Origin of the sequence: Bacteroides propionicigenes (assembly GCF_018390535.1) — a bacterium.
In the GTDB taxonomy this organism is placed as follows: domain Bacteria; phylum Bacteroidota; class Bacteroidia; order Bacteroidales; family Bacteroidaceae; genus Bacteroides; species Bacteroides propionicigenes.
On record NZ_JAHBBW010000002.1, the window covers coordinates 413,157 to 432,999 of the forward strand.

Annotated in this window: 26 protein-coding genes; 7 read left to right on the plus strand and 19 right to left on the minus strand. The window is 44.3% G+C overall.

What is annotated here, in order from left to right; translation table 11 throughout:
- Positions 1 to 6: 6 nt before the first annotated feature.
- Both fabF and KG118_RS04480 read right to left on the minus strand, forming a co-directional pair.
- Positions 7 to 1,269, minus strand: coding sequence for a beta-ketoacyl-ACP synthase II (gene fabF / locus KG118_RS04475; RefSeq protein ID WP_117710561.1), 1,263 nt, complete (start codon positions 1,267 to 1,269; stop codon positions 7 to 9).
- Positions 1,270 to 1,292: 23 nt separating this feature from the next.
- The gene (locus tag KG118_RS04480; protein ID WP_004291965.1) at positions 1,293 to 1,529 is read right to left on the minus strand and encodes an acyl carrier protein; all 237 of its coding nucleotides are present in this window, start codon (positions 1,527 to 1,529) and stop codon (positions 1,293 to 1,295) included.
- A gap of 98 nt (positions 1,530 to 1,627) precedes the next feature.
- Here KG118_RS04480 and purN point away from each other — a divergent pair, with 98 nt between their 5' ends.
- Positions 1,628 to 2,254, plus strand: coding sequence for a phosphoribosylglycinamide formyltransferase (gene purN / locus KG118_RS04485; RefSeq protein ID WP_117710562.1), 627 nt, complete (start codon positions 1,628 to 1,630; stop codon positions 2,252 to 2,254).
- Between the two features lie 39 nt (positions 2,255 to 2,293).
- Here purN and pdxB read toward each other — a convergent pair whose 3' ends face one another.
- Positions 2,294 to 3,343 carry a 4-phosphoerythronate dehydrogenase PdxB gene (gene pdxB, locus KG118_RS04490; RefSeq protein WP_117710563.1) on the minus strand — a complete coding sequence of 350 codons (1,050 nt, stop codon included), beginning with the start codon at positions 3,341 to 3,343 and terminating at the stop codon, positions 2,294 to 2,296.
- A 111-nt stretch (positions 3,344 to 3,454) separates the two neighbouring features.
- Here pdxB and KG118_RS04495 point away from each other — a divergent pair, with 111 nt between their 5' ends.
- Together KG118_RS04495 and KG118_RS04500 are read left to right on the plus strand one after the other, a co-directional pair.
- Positions 3,455 to 4,006 carry an ORF6N domain-containing protein gene (locus tag KG118_RS04495; RefSeq protein ID WP_117710564.1) on the plus strand — a complete coding sequence of 184 codons (552 nt, stop codon included), beginning with the start codon at positions 3,455 to 3,457 and terminating at the stop codon, positions 4,004 to 4,006.
- Positions 4,007 to 4,075: 69 nt separating this feature from the next.
- Entirely contained in the window at positions 4,076 to 4,828 is a 753-nt protein-coding gene (locus KG118_RS04500; RefSeq protein WP_117710605.1) for a phosphotransferase, read from the plus strand.
- Here the strand turns inward: KG118_RS04500 and KG118_RS17420 are convergent, their stop codons facing one another.
- A complete protein-coding gene (locus KG118_RS17420) occupies positions 4,829 to 6,391 on the minus strand; it encodes a DUF5672 family protein (RefSeq protein WP_249671450.1) in 1,563 nt (520 codons plus the stop codon).
- 210 nt (positions 6,392 to 6,601) lie between these two features.
- On the opposite strand from KG118_RS17420, the gene KG118_RS04515 reads away from it, so the two are divergent.
- Genes KG118_RS04515 through KG118_RS04525 form a run of 3 tightly spaced genes read left to right on the plus strand, consistent with a single transcriptional unit; the run spans position 6,602 to position 9,304 of the window.
- Positions 6,602 to 7,513, plus strand: coding sequence for a glycosyltransferase family 8 protein (locus KG118_RS04515; RefSeq protein WP_117710565.1), 912 nt, complete (start codon positions 6,602 to 6,604; stop codon positions 7,511 to 7,513).
- Between the two features lie 5 nt (positions 7,514 to 7,518).
- On the plus strand, positions 7,519 to 8,304 hold the full coding sequence (locus KG118_RS04520; protein WP_117710566.1) for a glycosyltransferase family 2 protein: 786 nt from the start codon (positions 7,519 to 7,521) through the stop codon (positions 8,302 to 8,304).
- A 1-nt stretch (position 8,305) separates the two neighbouring features.
- Positions 8,306 to 9,304 carry a glycosyltransferase family 2 protein gene (locus KG118_RS04525; RefSeq protein WP_213388358.1) on the plus strand — a complete coding sequence of 333 codons (999 nt, stop codon included), beginning with the start codon at positions 8,306 to 8,308 and terminating at the stop codon, positions 9,302 to 9,304.
- Here the strand turns inward: KG118_RS04525 and KG118_RS04530 are convergent.
- Together KG118_RS04530 and KG118_RS04535 are read right to left on the minus strand one after the other, a co-directional pair.
- Positions 9,222 to 10,325 (minus strand): glycosyltransferase family 9 protein, encoded by a 1,104-nt coding sequence (locus KG118_RS04530; RefSeq protein ID WP_117713402.1) that lies wholly within the window; start codon positions 10,323 to 10,325, stop codon positions 9,222 to 9,224. The two genes, KG118_RS04525 and KG118_RS04530, sit on opposite strands and share 83 nt — an antisense overlap.
- Positions 10,322 to 10,927 carry a DUF4254 domain-containing protein gene (locus KG118_RS04535; protein WP_117713401.1) on the minus strand — a complete coding sequence of 202 codons (606 nt, stop codon included), beginning with the start codon at positions 10,925 to 10,927 and terminating at the stop codon, positions 10,322 to 10,324. The genes KG118_RS04530 and KG118_RS04535 overlap by 4 nt, the downstream gene beginning before the upstream one ends.
- A gap of 138 nt (positions 10,928 to 11,065) precedes the next feature.
- Here KG118_RS04535 and KG118_RS04540 point away from each other — a divergent pair, with 138 nt between their 5' ends.
- Positions 11,066 to 12,904, plus strand: a complete 1,839-nt coding sequence (locus tag KG118_RS04540; protein ID WP_117713400.1) for an ABC transporter ATP-binding protein — start codon at positions 11,066 to 11,068, stop codon at positions 12,902 to 12,904.
- 650 nt (positions 12,905 to 13,554) lie between these two features.
- Here KG118_RS04540 and KG118_RS04545 read toward each other — a convergent pair.
- From KG118_RS04545 to KG118_RS04605, 13 genes are all read right to left on the minus strand, one after another.
- Positions 13,555 to 13,758, minus strand: a complete 204-nt coding sequence (locus KG118_RS04545; RefSeq protein WP_004303920.1) for a hypothetical protein — start codon at positions 13,756 to 13,758, stop codon at positions 13,555 to 13,557.
- Between the two features lie 10 nt (positions 13,759 to 13,768).
- The gene (locus KG118_RS04550) at positions 13,769 to 14,167 is read right to left on the minus strand and encodes a ribonuclease H family protein (protein WP_008143073.1); all 399 of its coding nucleotides are present in this window, start codon (positions 14,165 to 14,167) and stop codon (positions 13,769 to 13,771) included.
- Positions 14,164 to 14,694: a hypothetical protein gene (locus KG118_RS04555; RefSeq protein WP_004293684.1), complete on the minus strand. Its 531-nt coding sequence runs from the start codon at positions 14,692 to 14,694 to the stop codon at positions 14,164 to 14,166. Before KG118_RS04555 ends, KG118_RS04550 begins: the two co-directional genes overlap by 4 nt.
- Positions 14,695 to 14,856: 162 nt before the next feature.
- Complete coding sequence (locus tag KG118_RS04560) at positions 14,857 to 15,513, minus strand: hypothetical protein (RefSeq protein WP_008143069.1); 657 nt, start codon at positions 15,511 to 15,513, stop codon at positions 14,857 to 14,859.
- On the minus strand, positions 15,485 to 15,808 hold the full coding sequence (locus KG118_RS04565; protein WP_004293682.1) for a MutS N-terminal domain-containing protein: 324 nt from the start codon (positions 15,806 to 15,808) through the stop codon (positions 15,485 to 15,487). Before KG118_RS04565 ends, KG118_RS04560 begins: the two co-directional genes overlap by 29 nt.
- A 154-nt stretch (positions 15,809 to 15,962) precedes the next feature.
- A complete protein-coding gene (locus tag KG118_RS04570) occupies positions 15,963 to 16,373 on the minus strand; it encodes a hypothetical protein (protein WP_213388360.1) in 411 nt (136 codons plus the stop codon).
- Between the two features lie 13 nt (positions 16,374 to 16,386).
- A complete protein-coding gene (locus KG118_RS04575; RefSeq protein ID WP_008143065.1) occupies positions 16,387 to 16,695 on the minus strand; it encodes an LPD28 domain-containing protein in 309 nt (102 codons plus the stop codon).
- A gap of 22 nt (positions 16,696 to 16,717) precedes the next feature.
- On the minus strand, positions 16,718 to 17,374 hold the full coding sequence (locus KG118_RS04580; RefSeq protein ID WP_004293679.1) for a hypothetical protein: 657 nt from the start codon (positions 17,372 to 17,374) through the stop codon (positions 16,718 to 16,720).
- A 3-nt stretch (positions 17,375 to 17,377) separates the two neighbouring features.
- Positions 17,378 to 17,713: a helix-turn-helix domain-containing protein gene (locus tag KG118_RS04585; protein WP_004293678.1), complete on the minus strand. Its 336-nt coding sequence runs from the start codon at positions 17,711 to 17,713 to the stop codon at positions 17,378 to 17,380.
- On the minus strand, positions 17,689 to 18,282 hold the full coding sequence (locus KG118_RS04590) for a hypothetical protein (RefSeq protein WP_004293677.1): 594 nt from the start codon (positions 18,280 to 18,282) through the stop codon (positions 17,689 to 17,691). Before KG118_RS04590 ends, KG118_RS04585 begins: the two co-directional genes overlap by 25 nt.
- A gap of 12 nt (positions 18,283 to 18,294) precedes the next feature.
- The gene (locus tag KG118_RS04595; protein ID WP_008143058.1) at positions 18,295 to 18,801 is read right to left on the minus strand and encodes a hypothetical protein; all 507 of its coding nucleotides are present in this window, start codon (positions 18,799 to 18,801) and stop codon (positions 18,295 to 18,297) included.
- Between the two features lie 22 nt (positions 18,802 to 18,823).
- Entirely contained in the window at positions 18,824 to 19,270 is a 447-nt protein-coding gene (locus tag KG118_RS04600) for a hypothetical protein (protein WP_004293675.1), read from the minus strand.
- Positions 19,271 to 19,308: 38 nt separating this feature from the next.
- Positions 19,309 to 19,785, minus strand: coding sequence for a MutS N-terminal domain-containing protein (locus KG118_RS04605; protein WP_008143055.1), 477 nt, complete (start codon positions 19,783 to 19,785; stop codon positions 19,309 to 19,311).
- Positions 19,786 to 19,843: the final 58 nt, after the last annotated feature.

Here is a 19,843-nt window from a genome sequence, read left to right on the forward strand (position 1 = left end):
ACCGTATTATTCTGCGTATTTCTTGAAAATAACACATGCGTTATGACCGCCGAATCCAAAAGTATTGGACAAAGCTACATTCACTTCACGCTTCTGAGCCTTGTTGAACGTAAAGTTCAGGTCATAGTCGATGTTTTCGTCGTTATCACCCTCTTCGTGATTGATAGTCGGAGGAACAATGCCATTTTGGATAGCAAGGATACTTGCAATAGCTTCTACCGCACCGGCAGCACCCAACAAGTGGCCTGTCATGGATTTGGTTGAACTGATGTTCAATTCATAAGCATGCTTTCCGAATACCTCTTGGATAGCTTTCACTTCCGAGATATCACCAACAGGAGTAGATGTACCGTGAACATTGATGTAATCTACTTCTTCGGGCTTCATTTCTGCATCTTCCAACGCATTTCTCATTACCAACTTGGCTCCCAAACCTTCCGGATGAGAAGCTGTCAAGTGATGAGCGTCGGCAGACATACCTACACCGGCAACTTCTGCATAAATCTTGGCGCCACGTGCTTTAGCGTGTTCCAGTTCCTCAAGAACCAGACATCCGCCGCCTTCGCCCATGATGAAACCGTCGCGGCTTGCACTGAACGGACGAGATGCAGTCTCCGGAGAGTCGTTACGGGTAGATAGAGCGTGCATAGCATTGAAACCACCTACACCACAAGCGGCAATAGCAGCTTCCGAACCACCGCTGATAATAGCATTAGCCTTACCTAAACGGATGAGGTTGAATGCATCAGCAATAGCATTGGTAGAAGTGGCGCATGCAGAACAAGTAGCATAGTTAGGACCATGAAAACCGTACAAGATAGAAATTTGTCCGGCAGCGATGTCCGAAATCATCTTGGGGATGAAGAACGGATTGAACTTGGGACCGTTTTCTTTATGGAGGGCATAGTTACCTGCTTCTTCTTCAAATGTACGGATTCCACCAATACCGGCTCCAAAGATGACACCGATTTTGTTCAAATCCTCATTTTCGACATCAAGACCGGAATCTTCTACCGCTTGCTTGGCTACACCGATGGCATATTGAGTATACAAGTCCATCTTGCGAGCCTCTTTACGGTCGATATATTGATTGGCATCAAAGTTCTTCACTTCGCATGCGAATTGGGTCTTGAAAAGCGATGCGTCGAAATGAGTAATAGGTCCCGCTCCACTAACCCCATTCACGAGATTTTCCCAAAATTCGGGTACTGTGTTGCCAATGGGAGTAATGGCGCCAAGACCTGTTACTACAACTCTTTTTAATTCCATACTAAGAAATGAATGGATTAAGATTACTTAGCGTGTTCTTCGATGTAAGATACAGCATCACCTACAGTACCAATCTTCTCAGCTTGGTCATCAGGAATAGAGATACCGAATTCTTTTTCGAATTCCATGATAAGTTCTACAGTGTCAAGAGAATCTGCTCCCAAATCGTTAGTGAAGCTAGCTTCGTTAGTAACTTCTGATTCTTCAACGCCTAATTTGTCGACGATAATCGCTTTCACTCTTGATGCAATTTCAGACATAACTTTAAGTTTTTAATTAATAATTAGTTTTATTTCTTTAAATTTGCGGTGCAAAGGAATAAATATTTATCGTTCCTCGCAAATATTTGATGAATTAAATGTACCTTTTTGCACATTTTTCACGGTTTTGTGCAGAGATTGGAGGGTTTATGAGTAAAAACATTGCTATTTTTGCTTCCGGCAACGGAACAAACGCAGAAAATATTATCCGTTATTTCCAAAATAGCGAATTGGTGAATGTAGAGCTGGTTTTGGCTAATAAGGAGACTGCATTTGTTTTGGAACGTGCACGCAGCCTGAATGTTCCGTTTGCTTATATGGGCAAGGCTGAATGGACGGAAGGGACGGCAGTGTTGTCGTTGCTGGAAGGCCGGAAAATAGACTTTATTGTCCTTGCCGGATTTTTGGCGCGCGTACCGGACTGTATCTTGCATGCTTATCCCAATAAAATTATAAATATTCATCCTTCCTTATTGCCCAAGTTTGGTGGTAAAGGTATGTACGGTGATCGCGTGCACGAAGCGGTAGTGGCTGCCGGTGAGGCGGAAACCGGAATTACTATACATTATTTGAATGAACGCTTCGATGAGGGCGAGATTGTGGTACAGTACAAATGTCCTGTTCTTCCGCAGGATACAGCAGCAGATGTGGCAAAGAAAGTACATGCGCTGGAGTACGAATATTACCCGAAAGTTATAGACCGTTTATTGACTGACCTCCACTAATAATCTTTAGGGTGGCCGTTTTTCCTTAAAATTGATATACTATTTTGAATGATTCAGAATTGTATATGCCTCTTTTTCCCTTCGTAGGGGATAATCTCCTCGTAACTTTTCGAACAACTCAGGGTGTGCTTTGAGTGCCTCACTGTCTTGTCGAGGGTCATACATTTGCAAATAGGCATCCGATAGGCTGTCTGCTGTAATTTGCGGTTGGCTTGGGGCAGGAGGGATAATCCGGTAGTCTGCCTGTATATTGAAATACCGGCATAAGGCATCCAGTGACATACGGGTTGCATTGGCTTTGCCGTCTGCCGAATAACCGGCAATATGTGGTGTACCGAGGAACACCTTCTTTAACAAGGTAAGGTTTACGGTCGGTTCGTTTTCCCAAACGTCAATGATAGCGTCTGAAATCATTCCTGTTTCCAATGCACCCAACAATGCGTCGGTTTCGATAACTTCTCCGCGTGAGGTGTTAATAATGACGGGTTGTCGTTTTAATGATTGGAAAAAGGCGGTATCGGCAAGATGACAGGTCTTGTATTTGCCTTCTCTATATAAAGGTACGTGAAATGTGAGCACATCACATTCTTCTGCAAGTAATTGTAACGGGGAAAAATCTTGTTTTCCTTCTTTTTCTTCACGTGGTAGGTCGTTTAACAGAACGCGCATTCCCAACTCTTTTGCCACTTTTGCCACTTTACTGCCTACATTGCCTACTCCGATAATCCCAATAGTGGAGTTAGACAAGTTCATGCCTTTCTGTTTCTGCAGTAAAATTAAAGATGAGTGCAGGTATTGAGCTACGGAAGCGGAGTTGCAGCCGGGAGCATTAGTCCACGTAATGCCGGCTTTACGGCAGTATTCCGTATCAATATGGTCGAAGCCGATTGTTGCAGTAGCGATAAACTTTACCTTACTACCCTCTAACAATTCCCGGTTGCAATGAGTGCGTGTGCGGATAATGAGTGCATCCGCATCTTTTACCAAAGAAGGAGTGAAGTCTTTTCCCGGTGTGTAGACCACTTCATCGGCTATCTTTTCAATGGCTTCTTTTATAAAAGGTATTTTATTATCGACAATTACTTTCATAATGCTTTTGTTTATTGCAGGCAAAGTTAGAAATAATTCGTGAGAACAGATATTCTTGGTGTAATAATGCATACCTTTGCCCAATTGTTTAAATCATAAATTTATGTATTGATGAATGCACTTGCCGGTTTTGAAGAAATAGAAGATAAGATAATTACCCTTCGCGGACAGAAAGTTCTTTTGGATAGGGATGTTGCTGCGTTATATGGAGTAGAAACGAAGCGTATAAACGAAGCTCTTAGAAATAACTTGGATAAATTTCCAGAGGATTATTGCTTTGCTTTGCAAGTGTCTGAAAAACAGCAACTGGTCGAAAAGATCGACCGGTTCTCAGCACTAAAACATTCTACAGTTGAACCTAAGGCTTTTACCGAAAAAGGCCTTTATATGCTTGCCACTATCTTGAAAAGTTCCCGTGCCACTAATGCGACGTTTACGATAATTGAAACTTTTGCCAAATTGCGTGAACTTTCCCGTACAATAAACGGTTTGCCGGATGCTTCTGAGGAACAGCAGAAATCCTTATTGGAGAAAAGCGGTGAGTTGTTTTCCGATTTATTGGATAACAATCTTCAGGCGACGGATTCGGAAACAACTATCGAATTAAATCTTGCTGTATTGAAAGTAAAGCATACGGTTAAGCGGAAAACAGATAAGGAATAAATGCAGTGAACTGTTTGGCTGTCTGCAAAATATTATATAGTTTTGTTTTCTTTCTATAATAGAGTGATGATGAAAGTAATTATAAATCCCAAATATAATCATTTAGAAGAATCTATAAGGCAGATACCGGATTTGTTTGAGGGGCAAGGCAGAGTGCTTTATGCTCGTAGAAACTTGATTAAAGAGATGGTTTTGGAAGATTCTCTTTTAATTAATGTGAAGCGTTATGGAATTCCGGGGCTGATTAATCGAATTGCCTATTCTTTTTTTAGGAAGCCAAAGGGAGAAAGGGCTTTTGTATATCCTCAGATATTGTTACAGAAAGGGTTTGAAACGCCTGAACCGATTGCTTATATTGAATTCAGAAAAAGCGGACTTATAGAATATTCTTATTTCGTCAGTATGCAGTGCCCTTATCAGAGGAATTTTTATGAGTTTGGCAATGCGGATCCAACTTCTGATGAGTGTGCCGATGTAATCCAGGCTTTTGCGTGTTATACGGCTTCCTTACACGAGAATGGTATTCTGCATCGTGACTATTCTCCCGGAAATATCTTGTTTGATAAGGTTGGTGACAGCTATCACTTTTCTTTGGTCGATCTTAATCGCATGACTTTCGGAGAAGTAAGTGTGGAGGTAGGTTGTGCTAATTTTGCCCGTTTATGGGGGCAAAAGCAATTCTTCGTGCAATTAGCTAAGGCCTACGCTGCCGCTCGTCATTGGGATGAAGCGTATTGCGTGGAACGGGTACTTTTTTACCGCAAAGTCTTTTGGAGCAGATATCAGAAAAGGCATGAGCTTAAATTTCATTTGGAACTCTGATTAGCCTTTGGATAGTGAACTCCAGCTGGTGACTCGTTTGCAATGTTGTATATAGTACTTTTCTTCCTCTGAGATATTTGCGGAATCTACATACCACGGCAGGTGCTTTAGCTGATAAGGCGCGCTTGTGCGGTAGGCTTCTACGGCTCTGCTACGGCTAAGACCTACACGTGGGCGGTAGAGAGCGAAAGTTGTATCTACCGGTGCCGGATACAGTCGGTCGTTATTAAGATTCTTGTAGTACCGGCTTTCCCATTGAATTACTTTTTGTTTTTGGTCGTAATGGTCGGGCAAGTCATCAATCCGTAAGGACAAACCTATCTTGGCTGCATATTTGTAGTTTTTCTTTAAGAGTTGGTATAGATGGTTGATTGTGTCTTTAGGGCAGCTTTCATCCAGCATTACATCTGCATTTGTATAGATGTAGTAGTCCGAACAAAATCTGTTTCTGGTTTTCCGATCTTTCCATAAAGCTTTGAAGCCTATGTTCCGGTGTAGATATATCACTTCGTAACGGCAAGTCTTGTAATATTCCAGTAGCGGGGGATAGCAACTGCCGTTATCCAAGATATGGATATTGGTATATCCCCGCTTCTCCAATGATGCAATAAGTTGTTTGAGGGTCGTAAGGCGGTTAAAATTATTGATAATAATTGGAATGGCTACAGCTTCCTGTATCTGTGATGGGAAGCATAACTCCATCAGTCGGAAGTAGCGTGATTTGATGTAGGCGGTAAACCTTTTACTGATAGATATGGACTGCGGTAAGTCGGAATAGTTCCGGATAATGGGAAACCAAAACTTTTTCATTCTTCTTTTATACCATGAATGGCAACCGAATGGCAGGCGGCTGTTGTTTAATTCATAGCATAGAGCCGGATATTTATCAAAACTGAACTGCAGAGCTTCCGAATATGTGGGGTAGGTGAAGCATAGTCCATGTCGGTTGACCTCGACAGAGAAAAAAACATCTTCGTTGAATATATGGTTTTTTGTATGGGCAAGATATTCTTCAATTATATGCTTTAGTTTTGAAGTGGCTTGCAGATGGCTGCTTACTTTGCGTAGGGAGAAACCTCCGTTACCCACCTTGAAGTTGGTGATTTGAGAGTTGGGGCGATGGAAAAGATTGCAGTATTGCTTTTTAATCCATGAAGCCAATGCTAAAAGCGGAAAATTGTATATGGGGCGCACAAGCCAGGGAGCACCTATGTAGTCGTAACCTTTGTTGCACCATTTTATCAATTCGTCTGTAAATACATAAGCGTCTAACTGGCAGATAAGAATATATTGGCAGTCGGAAAAGCGTTGGTAGAATTCGGACGACAGCATTAAACGATTGTAACCGCTGATGCTTTTGAAGTAGTTGTCATCAAATTCTTCCACCGTCAGTTGAGGGTATTCCTCTAATAGAGGGGTGATATTCAGGCTTTGGGGCTTGATAACGACTAAAGGATGTTTTTGTAAAACCTGATAGATTCTGTCTAAAGATACTTTTTCAAGTTCGTTTAGTTTAGTCTTGTATACGGGAATGATGACTTTTACTGTATGTTGGATATTCATAGGTGCTTTCTCTTCTTTGTTTCAGGTTTAAAAGCTATTTACATATGTTGTGTCTACAAAGATACTGCAAATAAGTTGAATGGAGAAATATTTGATTGCTATGTAGGTCGTTCTTAATTCTTTTGTTTACATTTGTAGCCGTCTTGTAGCTCCGTTTAGCATAAAATAAGATTTTGCGTGTAAGTAAATAATATACAACTGATAGAATTTATGGATATTGTTTGTAATATAGATAACGGTTATGTAAAGTATTGCGTTGTGATGCTGACCTCCTTGTTTGTTAATAATAAAGATGAGAATTTGCATATCCATATTATTGCAGATAATCTTTCGGAGGAGTCGCAACACATTTTGTCCGATGTGGTAGAGAGGCGGTATAAACAACGCTTATCATTCTATTTGGTTGGAAAAGACTTGCTTTCGAAGTGTCCCATCGATACGAATAATTATATTTCAATTTCTACTTATTACCGTTGTTTTCTGACCACGATTCTTCCTTCGGATATATCGAAAGTTTTATATTTGGATTGTGACTTGATTGTGTGCAAACCGCTTGGTACACTGTTCAATATTAATTTGGACGGTTATGCTGTGGGAGCAGTGGAAGATATGTGGAGTGCCAAAGAGAGCCATTATGCCCGTTTACATTATTCCGAAAAATATTCATACTTTAATGCAGGAGTGTTGCTGGTGAATTTGGATTATTGGAGGCAACATGATATAGAGAAGGAAATAACGGAATATATATCCGACTATCCGGAACGTTTATTGTATAATGATCAGGATGTATTGAATGCGGTCTTATATACACGCAGGCTGTTTATTCCTTTCCGTTGGAATATGCAAGATGGTTTTTTCCGGAAGAAGAGGAAGCTTCGTCCGGGTTCTATCCCTGCATTGGAAGCGGAAATGCCCGAGGCTGCGATTGTGCATTTTACCGGTGGGAAAAAACCGTGGCATGATAAATCCGTACATCCTTATAAGAAAGAATACCTCAAGTATCTGGATCTCACACAGTGGAGTGGTGAACGTCCTCCTGTCAACTATATGTTCCGGTTTACCAAGCTGTTTGATTCGATTCAGGGAGTATTTGGATGGAAGAATGTATATAGAAAAATTTAATTTATATGAAGGTTACGCTGATTGTTTCAACCTACAACAGGCCGGATGCTTTGGTCTTGTGCCTTGAAAGTATATTTCGACAAACTGTATTGCCGGGTGAGATTATCATTGGTGATGACGGATCAAAACAGGAAACCGTTGATGTTATCCGGGAATATCAAAAGAAATCACCGGTTCCTTTGATACATATTTGGCAGGAAGATAACGGCTTTCAGTTGGCTAAGGCCCGCAATAAATGTATTGCGCGTGCCTGTTACGAGTATATCGTTCAAGTGGATGGGGACTTGGTTTTGCATGAGCATTTCATTGAAGATCATTTGCTTTTCGCCGAGAGAGGATATTATGTAAAAGGGGGGAGGGTCAATATAGACAATCGGCTGACTACCCGTTTGTGCTCGGAAAGGCGCTATGTTCGTCTTGGCTTTTTCAGTAGGGGATTGATGCGCAGGATAAATGCCATTCATTGCTTGCCTCTGGCAAGATATTTGGCTGTACGTAGAAAGACGGCTCCGGGATTAGGATGCAATATGGGCTTCTGGCGTGAAGACGCTATCAAAGTGAATGGTTACGATGAATTCTATGTGGGTTGGGGAGGCGAAGATTATGATTTTGCCATTCGTATGCTCCATTCCGGTCTGCAGAAGAAATCATTGAAATTTGCGGGAATTGTCTTCCATTTGTGGCACAATGACTTGTATATGGATAATCAGGACAAGAACTTTTCACACTATCATGCCGTAGAAAACAGCGCCTCGACATGGTGTGAGAAAGGTGTTGCGCAGTATTTGTGATATGGAGTGTAGACCTACTGTTAGCATTATTGTCCCTAACTATAACTATGCCGGATATTTAAGAACCCGCATAGAATCCATTTTGGCACAAACTTATCAGGATTTTGAACTTATCTTGTTGGATGATGCATCTACGGACAACAGTGCAGAAATATTGGAATATTATCGGAATTGTGATAAAGTGACAATCTGTGATATTAATGCCAAGAATACCGGTTCGCCTTTTCTGCAATGGAAAAAGGGCGTTACCTTGTCTCAAGGAAAGTATATTTGGATAGCGGAGAGTGATGATTTTGCCGATGAACATTTTCTGGAAACGGCAGTAGAATTATTGGACGCCTATCCTGATGCCGCTTTGTGTTTTATTGGAGCTTGGTTGGTTGATGGGCATGGTAATAAGCTTAAGAAAGAGTACGACCGTTGGACATGGATGCAACGGCATTCGAGTAAGGGCTATGGAGTTTTCCCGGGGAAGAAGTATGTAGCGGGTAATTTATACTGGAAAAACTACGTCTATAATGCAAGCGGAACTGTTTTCAGAAAGAAGTGTGCGGATTTGTCAGAAACATCTCCGGTATTTGGAATGCGGTACACAGGAGACTGGCTCTTTTGGACGCAATTAGCTTTGACGGGAGATGTGATAGAAGTCTATAAGAAGCTTAACTATTACAGGAAGCATGGCAGTAGCGCTACTATTGAGGGACGCCGTTTCGGAACAGCTATTTCTGAGGAGATGGATGTGATTAAATATATTGAAAGTGCCGTTCCGTTGAATGCTTATGACAGGCTGATACGCCATGGCTCCTTCTTCAAACGTCTTTTGAGGACTCATGTGTCCCATGGTGTAGAGAAAGATTTATTTGCCAAGTTCTCCGATTATTGGGGAGATGGCAGGTATGCCTATAGGATAGAACGGATTAATAAATACTTGAGTTTGTTTCTTTTTTGCTTGAATCGCCAGCGAATGAACAGATGCCGGACGGGTTGGTGGCCGTTCTAAGTATTCGTTCTATATGTTGTATAATCTTTTCGGAAGTAATGCCATTTAGGCACGCATAATCCTTTCTTAGGCAAGTCTTGTTTCCAAAGATGGAACAAGGGCGGCAAGGTAAGTCAATTTGTATGGCATTGTCCATGCTTTGGTTCCACCCCATGAAACCGGCAAAGGGATGCGTGGCACCCCAGATTGAGATAACGGGCGTACCTGTCAGGGAGGCAAGGTGCATATTGCCGGAATCCATGCAAATCATTACTTTCAGATGGCTCATCAGTGCAAGTTCCTCGTTCAGTTTTAGTTTGCCTGCCAAAGACAGTATGTTACTTCCCATAGCAGCCCATTCTTCCAGCAACTCTTTTTCTGTTTTCCCTCCACCAAAGAGGAATATCCTCCGGTCAGTATGTGCGGATAACTCTTGTATTAGAGCTTTGGTTATTTCTTGAGGTAGCGTTTTCCCCTTATGTGCGGCAAAGGGGGCTATACCTATCCAGTGCTTGTTGTCCGGTGTTCCGGTTATCTGTTGAAACAAAGCGATATCTCCTTTATCTTCCCCGAAGATAGAGTGAAAAGTCGTCTTTATCGGATATCCCAACTCCTTGAATACATCTTCATATCGTGTAAATGAGGAGGGAAGCTGTTTCATTATTTTATGTCGGGGACGGACTAAGGCTTTTTTTTCTTTACGACCTTTGTCGATATGTGCTACTTTTGCGCCTGCAAGCATGAAGAACATCCGCAGTATTTTGCTACGCAGCACATTGTGCAAGTCGGCAACAACATCGTAATGTTCTTTTTTCGTCAGTTCGCGGAAGAGACGGAACAAACCTCCGATTCCTTTGTATCTGCTTACGTCAACTCCCCGGAAGTGTACATTGCAGGGCATTTCTGCAAATAGAGGTTGCATGGAAGGTCTGCTCAATACTGTGATGTCTATTTCCGGGTATTGTCGTGCCAATGTAGTAAGGACGGGTACCGTCATTGCCACATCGCCAAGTGCGGATAAGCGTATGACGAGCAGTCTCATTTCTTGCCGTAAAGAACAGGATTCAGAGCCGGGTCGTTATACATTTTCATCTGCTTATATACTTTCATATATTTTTTTCCGCTTTCAATGTCTGCAATCAGTTGTTCGATAGCGGTCGAAAGGTCTTGCTGTTGTTCCAGCAAGATGTTTAATTTCGTTTCACATTGGGCGTGATGTTCCGGAGCGGTATCAGTGCGCTCTACTTCCTGTTGCATATGATAAATCTTCAGTGCAAGGATAGACAGGCGGTCAATGGCCCATGAGGGGCTTTCTGTATTAATGACGGCATCGGGTAGGGTCTGTATGCTCTTGTACTTGTCAAGGAAATAGCTGTCTATTAATTCTACCAAGTCCGTGCGGTCTTGGTTGGACTTGTCTATTCTTCTTTTAATTTTCAGTGCTTCTATAGGATCGATATTCGGGTCACGGATAATGTCTTCCAAATGCCATTGAACTGTGTCAATCCAGTTTTTCAGGTATAAGTAATATTCGATACTTCTAACAGGGTATGGATTCTGTATAGGCGTATCAACATGATCTGCTTTGTGATAATCAAAAATAGACCGTTTGAAAATCTGGTTGCTTAATTCTGTAAAGTTCATAATGAGCTGTTGTATGGTTATTATTAGATTTACAAAGTTATGTAATTTTTCTTATGATTCCAAATTTAGGGCAATTTTCACTTTTTATCCCTATCTTTGCCTCCCGATACGAATGTAATGAATTAACTGCTTGACCGAATGAAAGAATTCCTCCGACTCCTGCGGCGTTTTGTTCCGCCTTATAAGAAATATTTGATATGGGCATTGTTCCTGAACTTGTTATCGGCAATTCTGAATATATTCTCTTTCGCTCTGATTATACCTATCCTTCAGATACTTTTCAAGATGGATACCAAGACCTATGAGTTTATTCCCTGGGATGCTGCCGGAGTGGGTCTGAAAGATATAGTAGCCAATAATTTCTATTACTATGTTACCGAGATGATAGCCTCGCAGGGCGGGTCGCTGACCTTGCTGATTCTGGGTGTCTTCTTGGCGGTGATGACGCTGTTGAAAGCATTTTCCTATTTCGCTTCTTCGGCTGTGATGATTCCGCTTCGTACGGGAGTGGTACGCGACATCAGGGCGCAGGTGTATAACAAAGTGCTGCATTTGCCGCTGAGTTTCTTCTCCGAAGAACGGAAGGGAGATATTATTGCCCGTATGAGCGGTGATGTTACCGAGGTTGAGACATCCGTGACCAGTTCACTGGATATGCTGATAAAGAACCCGATACTGATTATAGCCTATTTCGGAACATTGATAGCCATCAGCTGGCAACTGACGTTGTTTACTTTGCTGGTACTTCCGGGCATGGGCTGGGTAATGGGTACGGTAGGCAAGAAGCTGAAGCGACAGTCGCTGGATGCTCAGGCAAAGTGGAGTGATACCATGTCTCAGCTGGAAGAAACTTTGGGCGGGTTGCGCATTATAAAAGCCTTTATTGCCGAGAACAAGATGATGGACCGTTTCAATAAATGCAGCAACGAATACCGCGATGCCATCAACCGGGTAGCCACCCGCCAGGCATTGGCGCATCCCATGAGTGAGTTCTTGGGGACGTGCGTTATCGTTATCGTGCTGTGGTTTGGCGGTACATTGATTCTCAGCAACAGTGCGACGATTGATGCCCCTTCGTTCATCTACTATTTGGTGATACTGTACAGCGTTATCAATCCGTTGAAGGAATTTTCCAAAGCCGGATATAATATTCCCAAAGGTCTTGCCTCTATGGAACGCATCGACAAGATACTCTTTGCCGAGAACCCTATCAAGGAGCCTGCCTTGCCGAAGCCGCTTTCTTCACTGAATGATAAAGTGGAATTCAAGGACATCAGTTTCAGCTACGACGGTTCGCGTCAGGTACTGAAGCATATCAATCTGACTGTGCCCAAAGGCAAAACTATCGCATTGGTAGGCCAGTCCGGTTCAGGAAAATCCACGCTGGTCGATTTGCTGCCCCGCTATCACGATGTGCAGTCGGGTGAGATACGGATAGACGGCTTGAACATCAAAGATGCACGCATTTCCGATTTGCGCGGTCTGATAGGGAACGTCAATCAGGAGGCTATTCTTTTTAATGACACTTTCTTCAATAACATAGCTTTCGGTGTAGAGAATGCCACTATGGAGCAGGTTATCGAAGCTGCCAAGATAGCCAATGCGCACGACTTCATCATGGATACCGAGAAAGGTTACGATACCAATATCGGCGACCGTGGCGGCAAGCTGTCCGGAGGCCAGCGCCAGCGTATCAGTATTGCCCGTGCCATCCTCAAGAATCCGCCTATACTGATTTTGGATGAGGCTACTTCCGCACTCGATACGGAGTCGGAACGCTTGGTGCAAGAGGCTTTGGAGCGGTTGATGAAAACCCGCACCACTATCGCCATTGCGCACCGTCTTTCCACAATCAAGAATGCGGATGAAATCTGTGTGCTCTATGAGGGAGAGATTGTGGAACGCGGCAAGCATGAGGAACTTCTCGCTAAAGACGGCTACTACAAGAAGCTGAATGATATGCAATCTTTGGGATAAGGACAGACGACAGTCGGTTTTTGCGTTTTTTGTCGTCACTCGTCACTAATCGTTCCCTATCCCTTTGCCGGAAAGGGATAGAGCGTGTGATGACAAGTCGTGTTGACGGTGTTGACAAAGATTTGTCAACACTCTATTTTCTCCTTCTTAGAGGCCTTGAATCGTGATAATCTCCTTATATTCAGCAATAAAACCTCTCTGATACGAAACTTGTTAATAGCGGTTAAAATCTCCTGTTATTGGGGGCGTATTGTCCCCGACTATGCAATATAATAAGAGCATTCCTTGTTGGCAAACTTTTTTTGTTTGATAATTGATTGATAACCAGTAGTTAGTTTCGCTTAAAAAAGCTAATCTCTACTTATAAGCATACATAGAGGGTTTCAATAACCAACTGATACTGAAGACAAAAGTATATAAAAAAGTCGGATTGTAAAACACTGGAAAAGAACCTTCTTTTATCAATCAAGGAAATCAAAAAGTGTATAGAGCAAAGTGGCGCATGTATGGTATAGATAATTCCGTACATGCGCCACTTTCTTAATCATCTGATTTGCATTGATTTACATTAATTGTTATTATATACTATCATTTGGTACTGATAAGCATTGATTTTGCTTGTGGGGTGTATTATTGTCCACCTAAAAAAATCAAGAATATCTCCTTGAAACGGGTTTGACGAGCAGGTCGATGTGCTCGTGTTCAAGGATATGTTCCATAGCCTTGTATATGGGCATCTTTTCGATACCGGCAATCTTCAGGGCTTCCATCTTGATGGTATTCTCGATGAGCAGCAGGTAGTCTTCCTCCTTCAGCTCAACATATTTCTGTGACTGTGATTTTAATTTTGCCATATTGATGTTGTTATTTGTTTCCGAAGTCGGCAGGAATCTCACCCCACAGGCGGTTGTCCCAGTGCAGCACTTCGATGTCCTTGATTCTTGCCTCCATCACTTTGAGGAATATCTCCGCTTTCTGCAATGCCGGGCATCTGCGTGAAGAGGCTGTCTGTTTGTTACAATACCACGTGATGGCTGTAATGCTGTCCGAGTAGATTGTTCGCGGACTTTCCGGATGTTCCATGACATATCTGACCGCCTCGACAATGCCGAGAAACTCCCCGATATTGTTCGTCCAGTTACCGATAGCTTTGGAAAAGAGTTCTTTTCCTGAAGAGAGGTCGACAGCCCGGAAGCGTGTCAACCTCTCTTTTGCAGAATGGGCACCGTCGGTCGCAATACCCACGACCGGTTTTTCTTTCATTGAATTCCTCCCTGATGTCTGTCTCCCGTATAGATGAACCCGTCGGATTCCATACGTCGTACCAGAGCACGCGCCTGATTCAGATAGTCGGTGATGACACCTTCCTTGTACTTGATATCCTTGCGTCCCTTGAGGATTTCCAGCACACCGTCTATTGTGCGGCTCATTACGCTCTTGCCGTCTTTCGGGTCGAAGAAAATCTTTTTGTTGCCGAACGTCACAGTTACTTGATACAATGTCTTCGGGACGATCACTGTTTCCACATGCGCCTGAAATAACACGGGGGTAGCGGCAACGACTACATACCCGTTGGCTTTGTGCATGGGTTTCAACTCTACCGAGTATAGTATGTTTGGCTCGAGAGTTCCTTTCAGGTCTTCCGAAAGGACACAAATCTGCTTGCCGAATCTTGAGTCTTCACGGACTCCCATCAATTTACGTGTCTTGGAATGGCGCGAAACGAACCCTATCAGTTCGCCCGTCTCTTCCGATCTCGCAAACTTCAGTTGCGATTTTTCCGATGTCATATTACTGTTCTTTCATATTCAATCTATTGCTTTCAATTGACAATCTGTTTTCAATGGGTCACTTTTCCATACAAATATATGCCAATTTTTCACGCCAACAAAACGTTTTAGTTATTAATTTTCAGATGGTTATGTGTAATATATATAGAGAAAAGGCTGCATTCAGTACAGCCTTTCCTCCTCTGTAAAATGACTGAAACGCTCGTCAGTATCAGAAGTTTGCAGTAGATAACGGCATTTCCAATAACGGTAAATCCGCCTTCCGTTGGGTATACAGTGATTTATATCGTCAGCATTCAGATATTGGTTCCCTTGTTCCGTACCGTGGTGCATCCATGTAGCGCACCCGGGCAGGTCCGGGTTGTTCCGGACATAGAAGTCCATTTTCTCTTTACCGGCGACAAAGATATTGTGTATCCGTACGTCCTTATCGATAGGAAACCGGTAGGCGTACAACGCGAAGTCACAGATGTCGGTTTCCAGCAGGTTGCCGCCAAAGTGTTCGGGAGCTTTCCGTTTCAGGTTCTCGAACCCCTCCAGAATACCCGGCCTGTCGCATATCTCGGCAAACCTTTCATCCGTTACCGGCTCAGCCGTCGCATAAACCACCCGAAAACCATTATCCGTACTGTCCAGTACCATGACATGCGCGACTATCCCCGGTGATTTGTTGATACTTTCGTCAATGCTGTCCGAGTCCGTGGTCAGACAGCATTTCAGCGTTCCGATGATTAATACCGCTACCACCAACAGTGTCCAAGGACCTATTGCTGCCGCTATCAATACCAATTCATCGGCCCGTTTCCGTATTTGTTTCATTGATTTTGAGAATGTGGCGGCCGGATACCCCCCGGACCTCGGACACGCATACCTTGCATCCTGCATCCAGCAACCGGTTTCTACATTCTTCCAAGGCGGCGTCGGAAATCCTGATGGCAGGTATACCCGCCGCCGTCATCTTGAACCGGGGCACTTCCGTGATCCGGGTAATCGTTTCGGCATCATCAAAATACGCCTCGAATGAATCTCCGACATGGAAAAGGATGATGGTTTCCACGCCATGCCTTTCCTTCATGCCGCCGTAACAGCGGCGAATAATCTCTTCCTTTTTCATATCAAATAGATATATTAGGTTTGATGTCAGCCAAACATGAAAGTGCCTGTAATCCGTTCAACTGCCGGGCTTTCGTCCGAAATACATATACAGACTTTCTTCATCTGACAAATATACAATAAATTACGGAACGACCCATGTCTATTGCATGAAACTATCCTTTCATCTTCACCTCCCTTCTTTCAAATTGTTCGCGGATGATTTCAACGAGTTGTCCGATGCTGTCGATTTTGTGACTCTTACCGCAGGCTTTGCCATGGAACAATGGCGTGAAGTACAGGTTAAAATCCTCATCGATGGAAAAACCTCCCACGAGGACGATACCCGCCTTGATACGGTAATACTCGCCGTACATGGCGTAATCATCCGTAGTTTTGGTGAACCCGTACTCCAGCAACAAGTCCGGCAAAGTGTCCAGGATCGGCCGGATGACATCCTTGAGAAAATTCGGGGTCTCAACTTCCTTTTTCCGTTTCCGACCTTTTCTGCCGGTTCCGTTATCGTCTTGCAGGTAATGGGCATCGAAACGATCCCGATACCTTTCTGTCAGTTCCTTAATATCCATATCCTTTATACATTTAATTGTTTTCCTCAAGCCACTCTTCCAGTGTCATGGAGTCCTCGAAACCGTATTCGTCAATCTGTACATAGCCGTCCTTTTCCGTGATAAACTCTTTCCTGGTCAGGATGGTTCCGCCATGATTTACCATCACCGTCGGTTCGATGGTCGCCAGACGGTCCCCGTCATCCGACTCCCGGATATCGTATGCGTACAGTCCCTCCGGAACGGCATTCCGGTCAATCCGCATATCCGTAAACAATGCAGGCGTGTCATTGATGGTCATAGACTCAAAGGTCTCGTTGCCAATGTTTTCTTTTGTAATCATATTTATTGATTCAAATAGTTTATTATTCCTGCTTGGGAAGTTCAATGGCTCTTACCCAATTGTTCCGGTCATCAAAACATTCATCATTGATGTTGGCCGTAAATTCCAGCGGTGTCATCTTCTCAACCCGCGTTGCGGGGTTATTTTCGTAATCAACGATGATTTTTCCGGCCGGAACGTCACGTTCAAATTCGTCCAGCGGGAAAGAGAATATCCATATTTCCCGGTCTTTATCTTCCCCAAGAAACGCCTTGAGGTTGTCTGTATAAGCCTGGCATTTGTCCCACGAGGTTTCCACGAATGAAATGATTTCCTCTTCCGGTTTGCCGGTACGGTCTTTCAGGAATGCAACGGCATTCCCTTTCCAGATATCCTGCTCGACACAGAGTTCCAGATAACGTTCCCAGACTGTCACCAGCCAGTCCATGTTAATCTCATGCAGGTGGCGGCAGGTGAAACGCTCCCGGCTTTCCGCGTTGTAAAGCGTGCAGCTTCCGTCCGTGCGTATCTCCTCCAACCGGTACATGGTGTATACCGGTATCCCGTGGCCATACCCGTCTTCCCCTTCCTCCTCGACATATACCGTATGGGGCAACATATTTTCCGGCATTTTCGGTATCGCACACAGGTTGGCTATAACTTCCTGTTCCAACGCTTTTTGTTTCTCCTGTATTCTCATTGTCTATCCATCTTTTAGTATGATTTTACCTTCTTGAAATAATCTCTGTTTGTAACGACGGTGGTTGCGTATATTTTCGGTATGTTTCTTCCGGTCATATTTATACAAGCCTTTTGCCTTGTTCTCTCTCAGCAGTTCCTTGTTCCGCTCTTCGCTTTCTGGGTTCACAATGAAGGTTATCAGCCTGCGGCTGACACCGTATTCCCGGGCAAGCTGGCGCTGGCTGACAGCTTCTGTCATGTAACGGTGGAAAATTTCAGCCTTCTGAAAAGGAGTGAGCTTCTGCCTGCGGTCATATTGTGTCCCGCTGATGATTATTCCCGAGCTTTTGTATGGCATGGTGAAGTCTGTTTTTCGTTTGTGGTCCATGAATGGTAGATGCGTTGTTTGCCATCTAAGGAGAGTAGAAACCAGCGGCTATAAATCCGTTCCAGCGTTTCGGTGTCGTGCCCGTATATCGGTCCCAGTTCGTTTGCAAACATCGCCGCTACCTTCAGCCTCCTGGTATCGGACAGCTTCTCCCACCAGCGGCAAATGGTCTTGTACTGCTTCACGTCCGTTACAAGGTCCGGAACCGGAGCGGAGGAGATATATTCCGCCTCTTTGCCGCACGGTGCCTGCCAGAACCCCTGTTCGCAAAGAGCGCGTTGCTCGTCACAAACCCGTTCTGCAAAGGATTTGAGTGCCATTTGGAATATCTTTCTTTCCAGTTCCTTACGTTCCATGGACAGTTCATGCACACCCACGTTCAGCCCGTGCTTATTGCGTTCATCCGGGGAAAGCTTGTTGCTCAAGGCTTTCCTGACCAGTTCCAGCCGTTCTTTCAGAGGGCCGTATTCGTTGTTATCTAAATACCGGTTAAACAGTTCCTGTTCGTTTCCGGGCAGTATGAATATATTTTCCATCATGCATCATTTAAGTTATCGGATGTGAATAGGATATATCGCAGTGGATAGCGGGTGTCGGGGTGCGGAAATAGCCACGAGATCCCGTGCCGTCAAGGGGCGCAGAAAAACGGCATCGAACTCCTGAGTATCGTCTTCACGGATATCTCGGACTTCAATGATCCATGTGCCTTCATAGCGGCACCAGGCAATCACCTCCAAAATCATTTCCTTTCTGTAGTCAGCCGGTCCGTCCCCGAAACTTTCACGTATCCGCTTAATTGCATCGTCTGTCAGCCGGACAAATTCCCCTTTGCGGAACGGAGCTTCCGGCGTAACGGCAGGAGCCAGCATCTGCCAGTCTTCATGTCCGTCCAGGTCTTCCACAGCCATTGCGTAGGCTTTGTATTCAGCTTCGGTCTCGAAATGTCTGGTTATCACATATCCCCCGGATTCGGCCGTGCTCTCCACCGACGAGATATCCCCGGTTTTCCTGTATATGCTTACAGTATCCTTACCGAGTAGAACTTTTACTGTTATCATTATTGCAGATGGTGTGGTTTTATTATAAATGGAACTCCACGTCTTCCTCCTCGAACTCCGTGTCGTGGTCCTCGTTGTACCCCTCGACGGTCGAACCAGGGACATAGGTCTCTCCGCCAATCCCATAACGTCCGGCATCGAGCAGTTTCCGAAGGGTTTCGGTGTCCCCGTTTAGAATCCTTTCGATGTCCTCCCGGCTGCCCCGGACGCTAATTCCGAGACGTAGCCAGAGATTTTCCTCTCTCGAGGTGTCCGCCTCTTCCGACCGGTGGCGTATGATATGATAATCACTCCATCCGTCGGCATCGTTTACCCCGGCGATGTAGGCATTGTACTCCGCCTCAGTCTCGAACTCTTTCTCGTCCACGACGCCCCCGTTATCCGCCAGCCATTCTTCAGAAGGCAGTTCATTGTTCTCTTCATATTCCCGTACGGCGTCCTCGCCGAAAATCGTTGTTATCTTTATCATGTGTCTTTGGGTTTTGAATATTTGTTATTTAATGGTTATCAAACTCGTTTGCCCGAACCGGTTTGATTCGGTTCGCAGACAGCCACCCGGTTTCCGGCGCGTATCAGTTTGGGGAGATACACGTCCAGGTCACGAAAAGAAAACCGCAGTTCCTTGACGCCTTTCCCTTGCCCGTCGACGCGTTCGGCGGTGGCAATGCCCAAAATGCCGGAAGCGGCGATGGCATCATCCTCATACAATTCACAAGATTCCCCGTTTCGGAAAATGTACAGGGCATCCGGGTGCGCCGCTTTCATCTCGCGGTATTTTCCCATCATGTCGGAAACTCCCGGGACATTTCCGTTCCCCGTTACATTCCGGGTCTTCAGTAGGTTCCTCGTGGCGTCGATGTCGATGAAATTCGTCCAGCCGGCTTTATGAAGTTCGACAGCAGCTTCCCGCAGGGATACCTTCCCGTTCTCGACCTCCTCTTTCAGGGATTCGAGAATGTTCTTGATTTTATAATCATTCATCATATTTTTTATTCTTTGGTTACATTGTTACTTGTTCCGACGGTATTCCGGTCAAGGGGAA

What these genes read in the sequence shown, in the direction of transcription:
- fabF (WP_117710561.1), bottom strand. Translation starts at nt 1,269, where the DNA reads ATGGAATTAAAAAGAGTTGTAGTAACAGGTCTTGGCGCCATTACTCCC.
- KG118_RS04480 (WP_004291965.1), bottom strand. Translation starts at nt 1,529, where the DNA reads ATGTCTGAAATTGCATCAAGAGTGAAAGCGATTATCGTCGACAAATTA.
- purN (WP_117710562.1), top strand. Translation starts at nt 1,628, where the DNA reads ATGTACCTTTTTGCACATTTTTCACGGTTTTGTGCAGAGATTGGAGGG.
- pdxB (WP_117710563.1), bottom strand. Translation starts at nt 3,343, where the DNA reads ATGAAAGTAATTGTCGATAATAAAATACCTTTTATAAAAGAAGCCATT.
- KG118_RS04495 (WP_117710564.1), top strand. Translation starts at nt 3,455, where the DNA reads ATGAATGCACTTGCCGGTTTTGAAGAAATAGAAGATAAGATAATTACC.
- KG118_RS04500 (WP_117710605.1), top strand. Translation starts at nt 4,076, where the DNA reads ATGAAAGTAATTATAAATCCCAAATATAATCATTTAGAAGAATCTATA.
- KG118_RS17420 (WP_249671450.1), bottom strand. Translation starts at nt 6,391, where the DNA reads ATGAATATCCAACATACAGTAAAAGTCATCATTCCCGTATACAAGACT.
- KG118_RS04515 (WP_117710565.1), top strand. Translation starts at nt 6,602, where the DNA reads ATGGATATTGTTTGTAATATAGATAACGGTTATGTAAAGTATTGCGTT.
- KG118_RS04520 (WP_117710566.1), top strand. Translation starts at nt 7,519, where the DNA reads ATGAAGGTTACGCTGATTGTTTCAACCTACAACAGGCCGGATGCTTTG.
- KG118_RS04525 (WP_213388358.1), top strand. Translation starts at nt 8,306, where the DNA reads ATGGAGTGTAGACCTACTGTTAGCATTATTGTCCCTAACTATAACTAT.
- KG118_RS04530 (WP_117713402.1), bottom strand. Translation starts at nt 10,325, where the DNA reads ATGAGACTGCTCGTCATACGCTTATCCGCACTTGGCGATGTGGCAATG.
- KG118_RS04535 (WP_117713401.1), bottom strand. Translation starts at nt 10,927, where the DNA reads ATGAACTTTACAGAATTAAGCAACCAGATTTTCAAACGGTCTATTTTT.
- KG118_RS04540 (WP_117713400.1), top strand. Translation starts at nt 11,066, where the DNA reads ATGAAAGAATTCCTCCGACTCCTGCGGCGTTTTGTTCCGCCTTATAAG.
- KG118_RS04545 (WP_004303920.1), bottom strand. Translation starts at nt 13,758, where the DNA reads ATGGCAAAATTAAAATCACAGTCACAGAAATATGTTGAGCTGAAGGAG.
- KG118_RS04550 (WP_008143073.1), bottom strand. Translation starts at nt 14,167, where the DNA reads ATGAAAGAAAAACCGGTCGTGGGTATTGCGACCGACGGTGCCCATTCT.
- KG118_RS04555 (WP_004293684.1), bottom strand. Translation starts at nt 14,694, where the DNA reads ATGACATCGGAAAAATCGCAACTGAAGTTTGCGAGATCGGAAGAGACG.
- KG118_RS04560 (WP_008143069.1), bottom strand. Translation starts at nt 15,513, where the DNA reads ATGAAACAAATACGGAAACGGGCCGATGAATTGGTATTGATAGCGGCA.
- KG118_RS04565 (WP_004293682.1), bottom strand. Translation starts at nt 15,808, where the DNA reads ATGAAAAAGGAAGAGATTATTCGCCGCTGTTACGGCGGCATGAAGGAA.
- KG118_RS04570 (WP_213388360.1), bottom strand. Translation starts at nt 16,373, where the DNA reads ATGGATATTAAGGAACTGACAGAAAGGTATCGGGATCGTTTCGATGCC.
- KG118_RS04575 (WP_008143065.1), bottom strand. Translation starts at nt 16,695, where the DNA reads ATGATTACAAAAGAAAACATTGGCAACGAGACCTTTGAGTCTATGACC.
- KG118_RS04580 (WP_004293679.1), bottom strand. Translation starts at nt 17,374, where the DNA reads ATGAGAATACAGGAGAAACAAAAAGCGTTGGAACAGGAAGTTATAGCC.
- KG118_RS04585 (WP_004293678.1), bottom strand. Translation starts at nt 17,713, where the DNA reads ATGCCATACAAAAGCTCGGGAATAATCATCAGCGGGACACAATATGAC.
- KG118_RS04590 (WP_004293677.1), bottom strand. Translation starts at nt 18,282, where the DNA reads ATGATGGAAAATATATTCATACTGCCCGGAAACGAACAGGAACTGTTT.
- KG118_RS04595 (WP_008143058.1), bottom strand. Translation starts at nt 18,801, where the DNA reads ATGATAACAGTAAAAGTTCTACTCGGTAAGGATACTGTAAGCATATAC.
- KG118_RS04600 (WP_004293675.1), bottom strand. Translation starts at nt 19,270, where the DNA reads ATGATAAAGATAACAACGATTTTCGGCGAGGACGCCGTACGGGAATAT.
- KG118_RS04605 (WP_008143055.1), bottom strand. Translation starts at nt 19,785, where the DNA reads ATGATGAATGATTATAAAATCAAGAACATTCTCGAATCCCTGAAAGAG.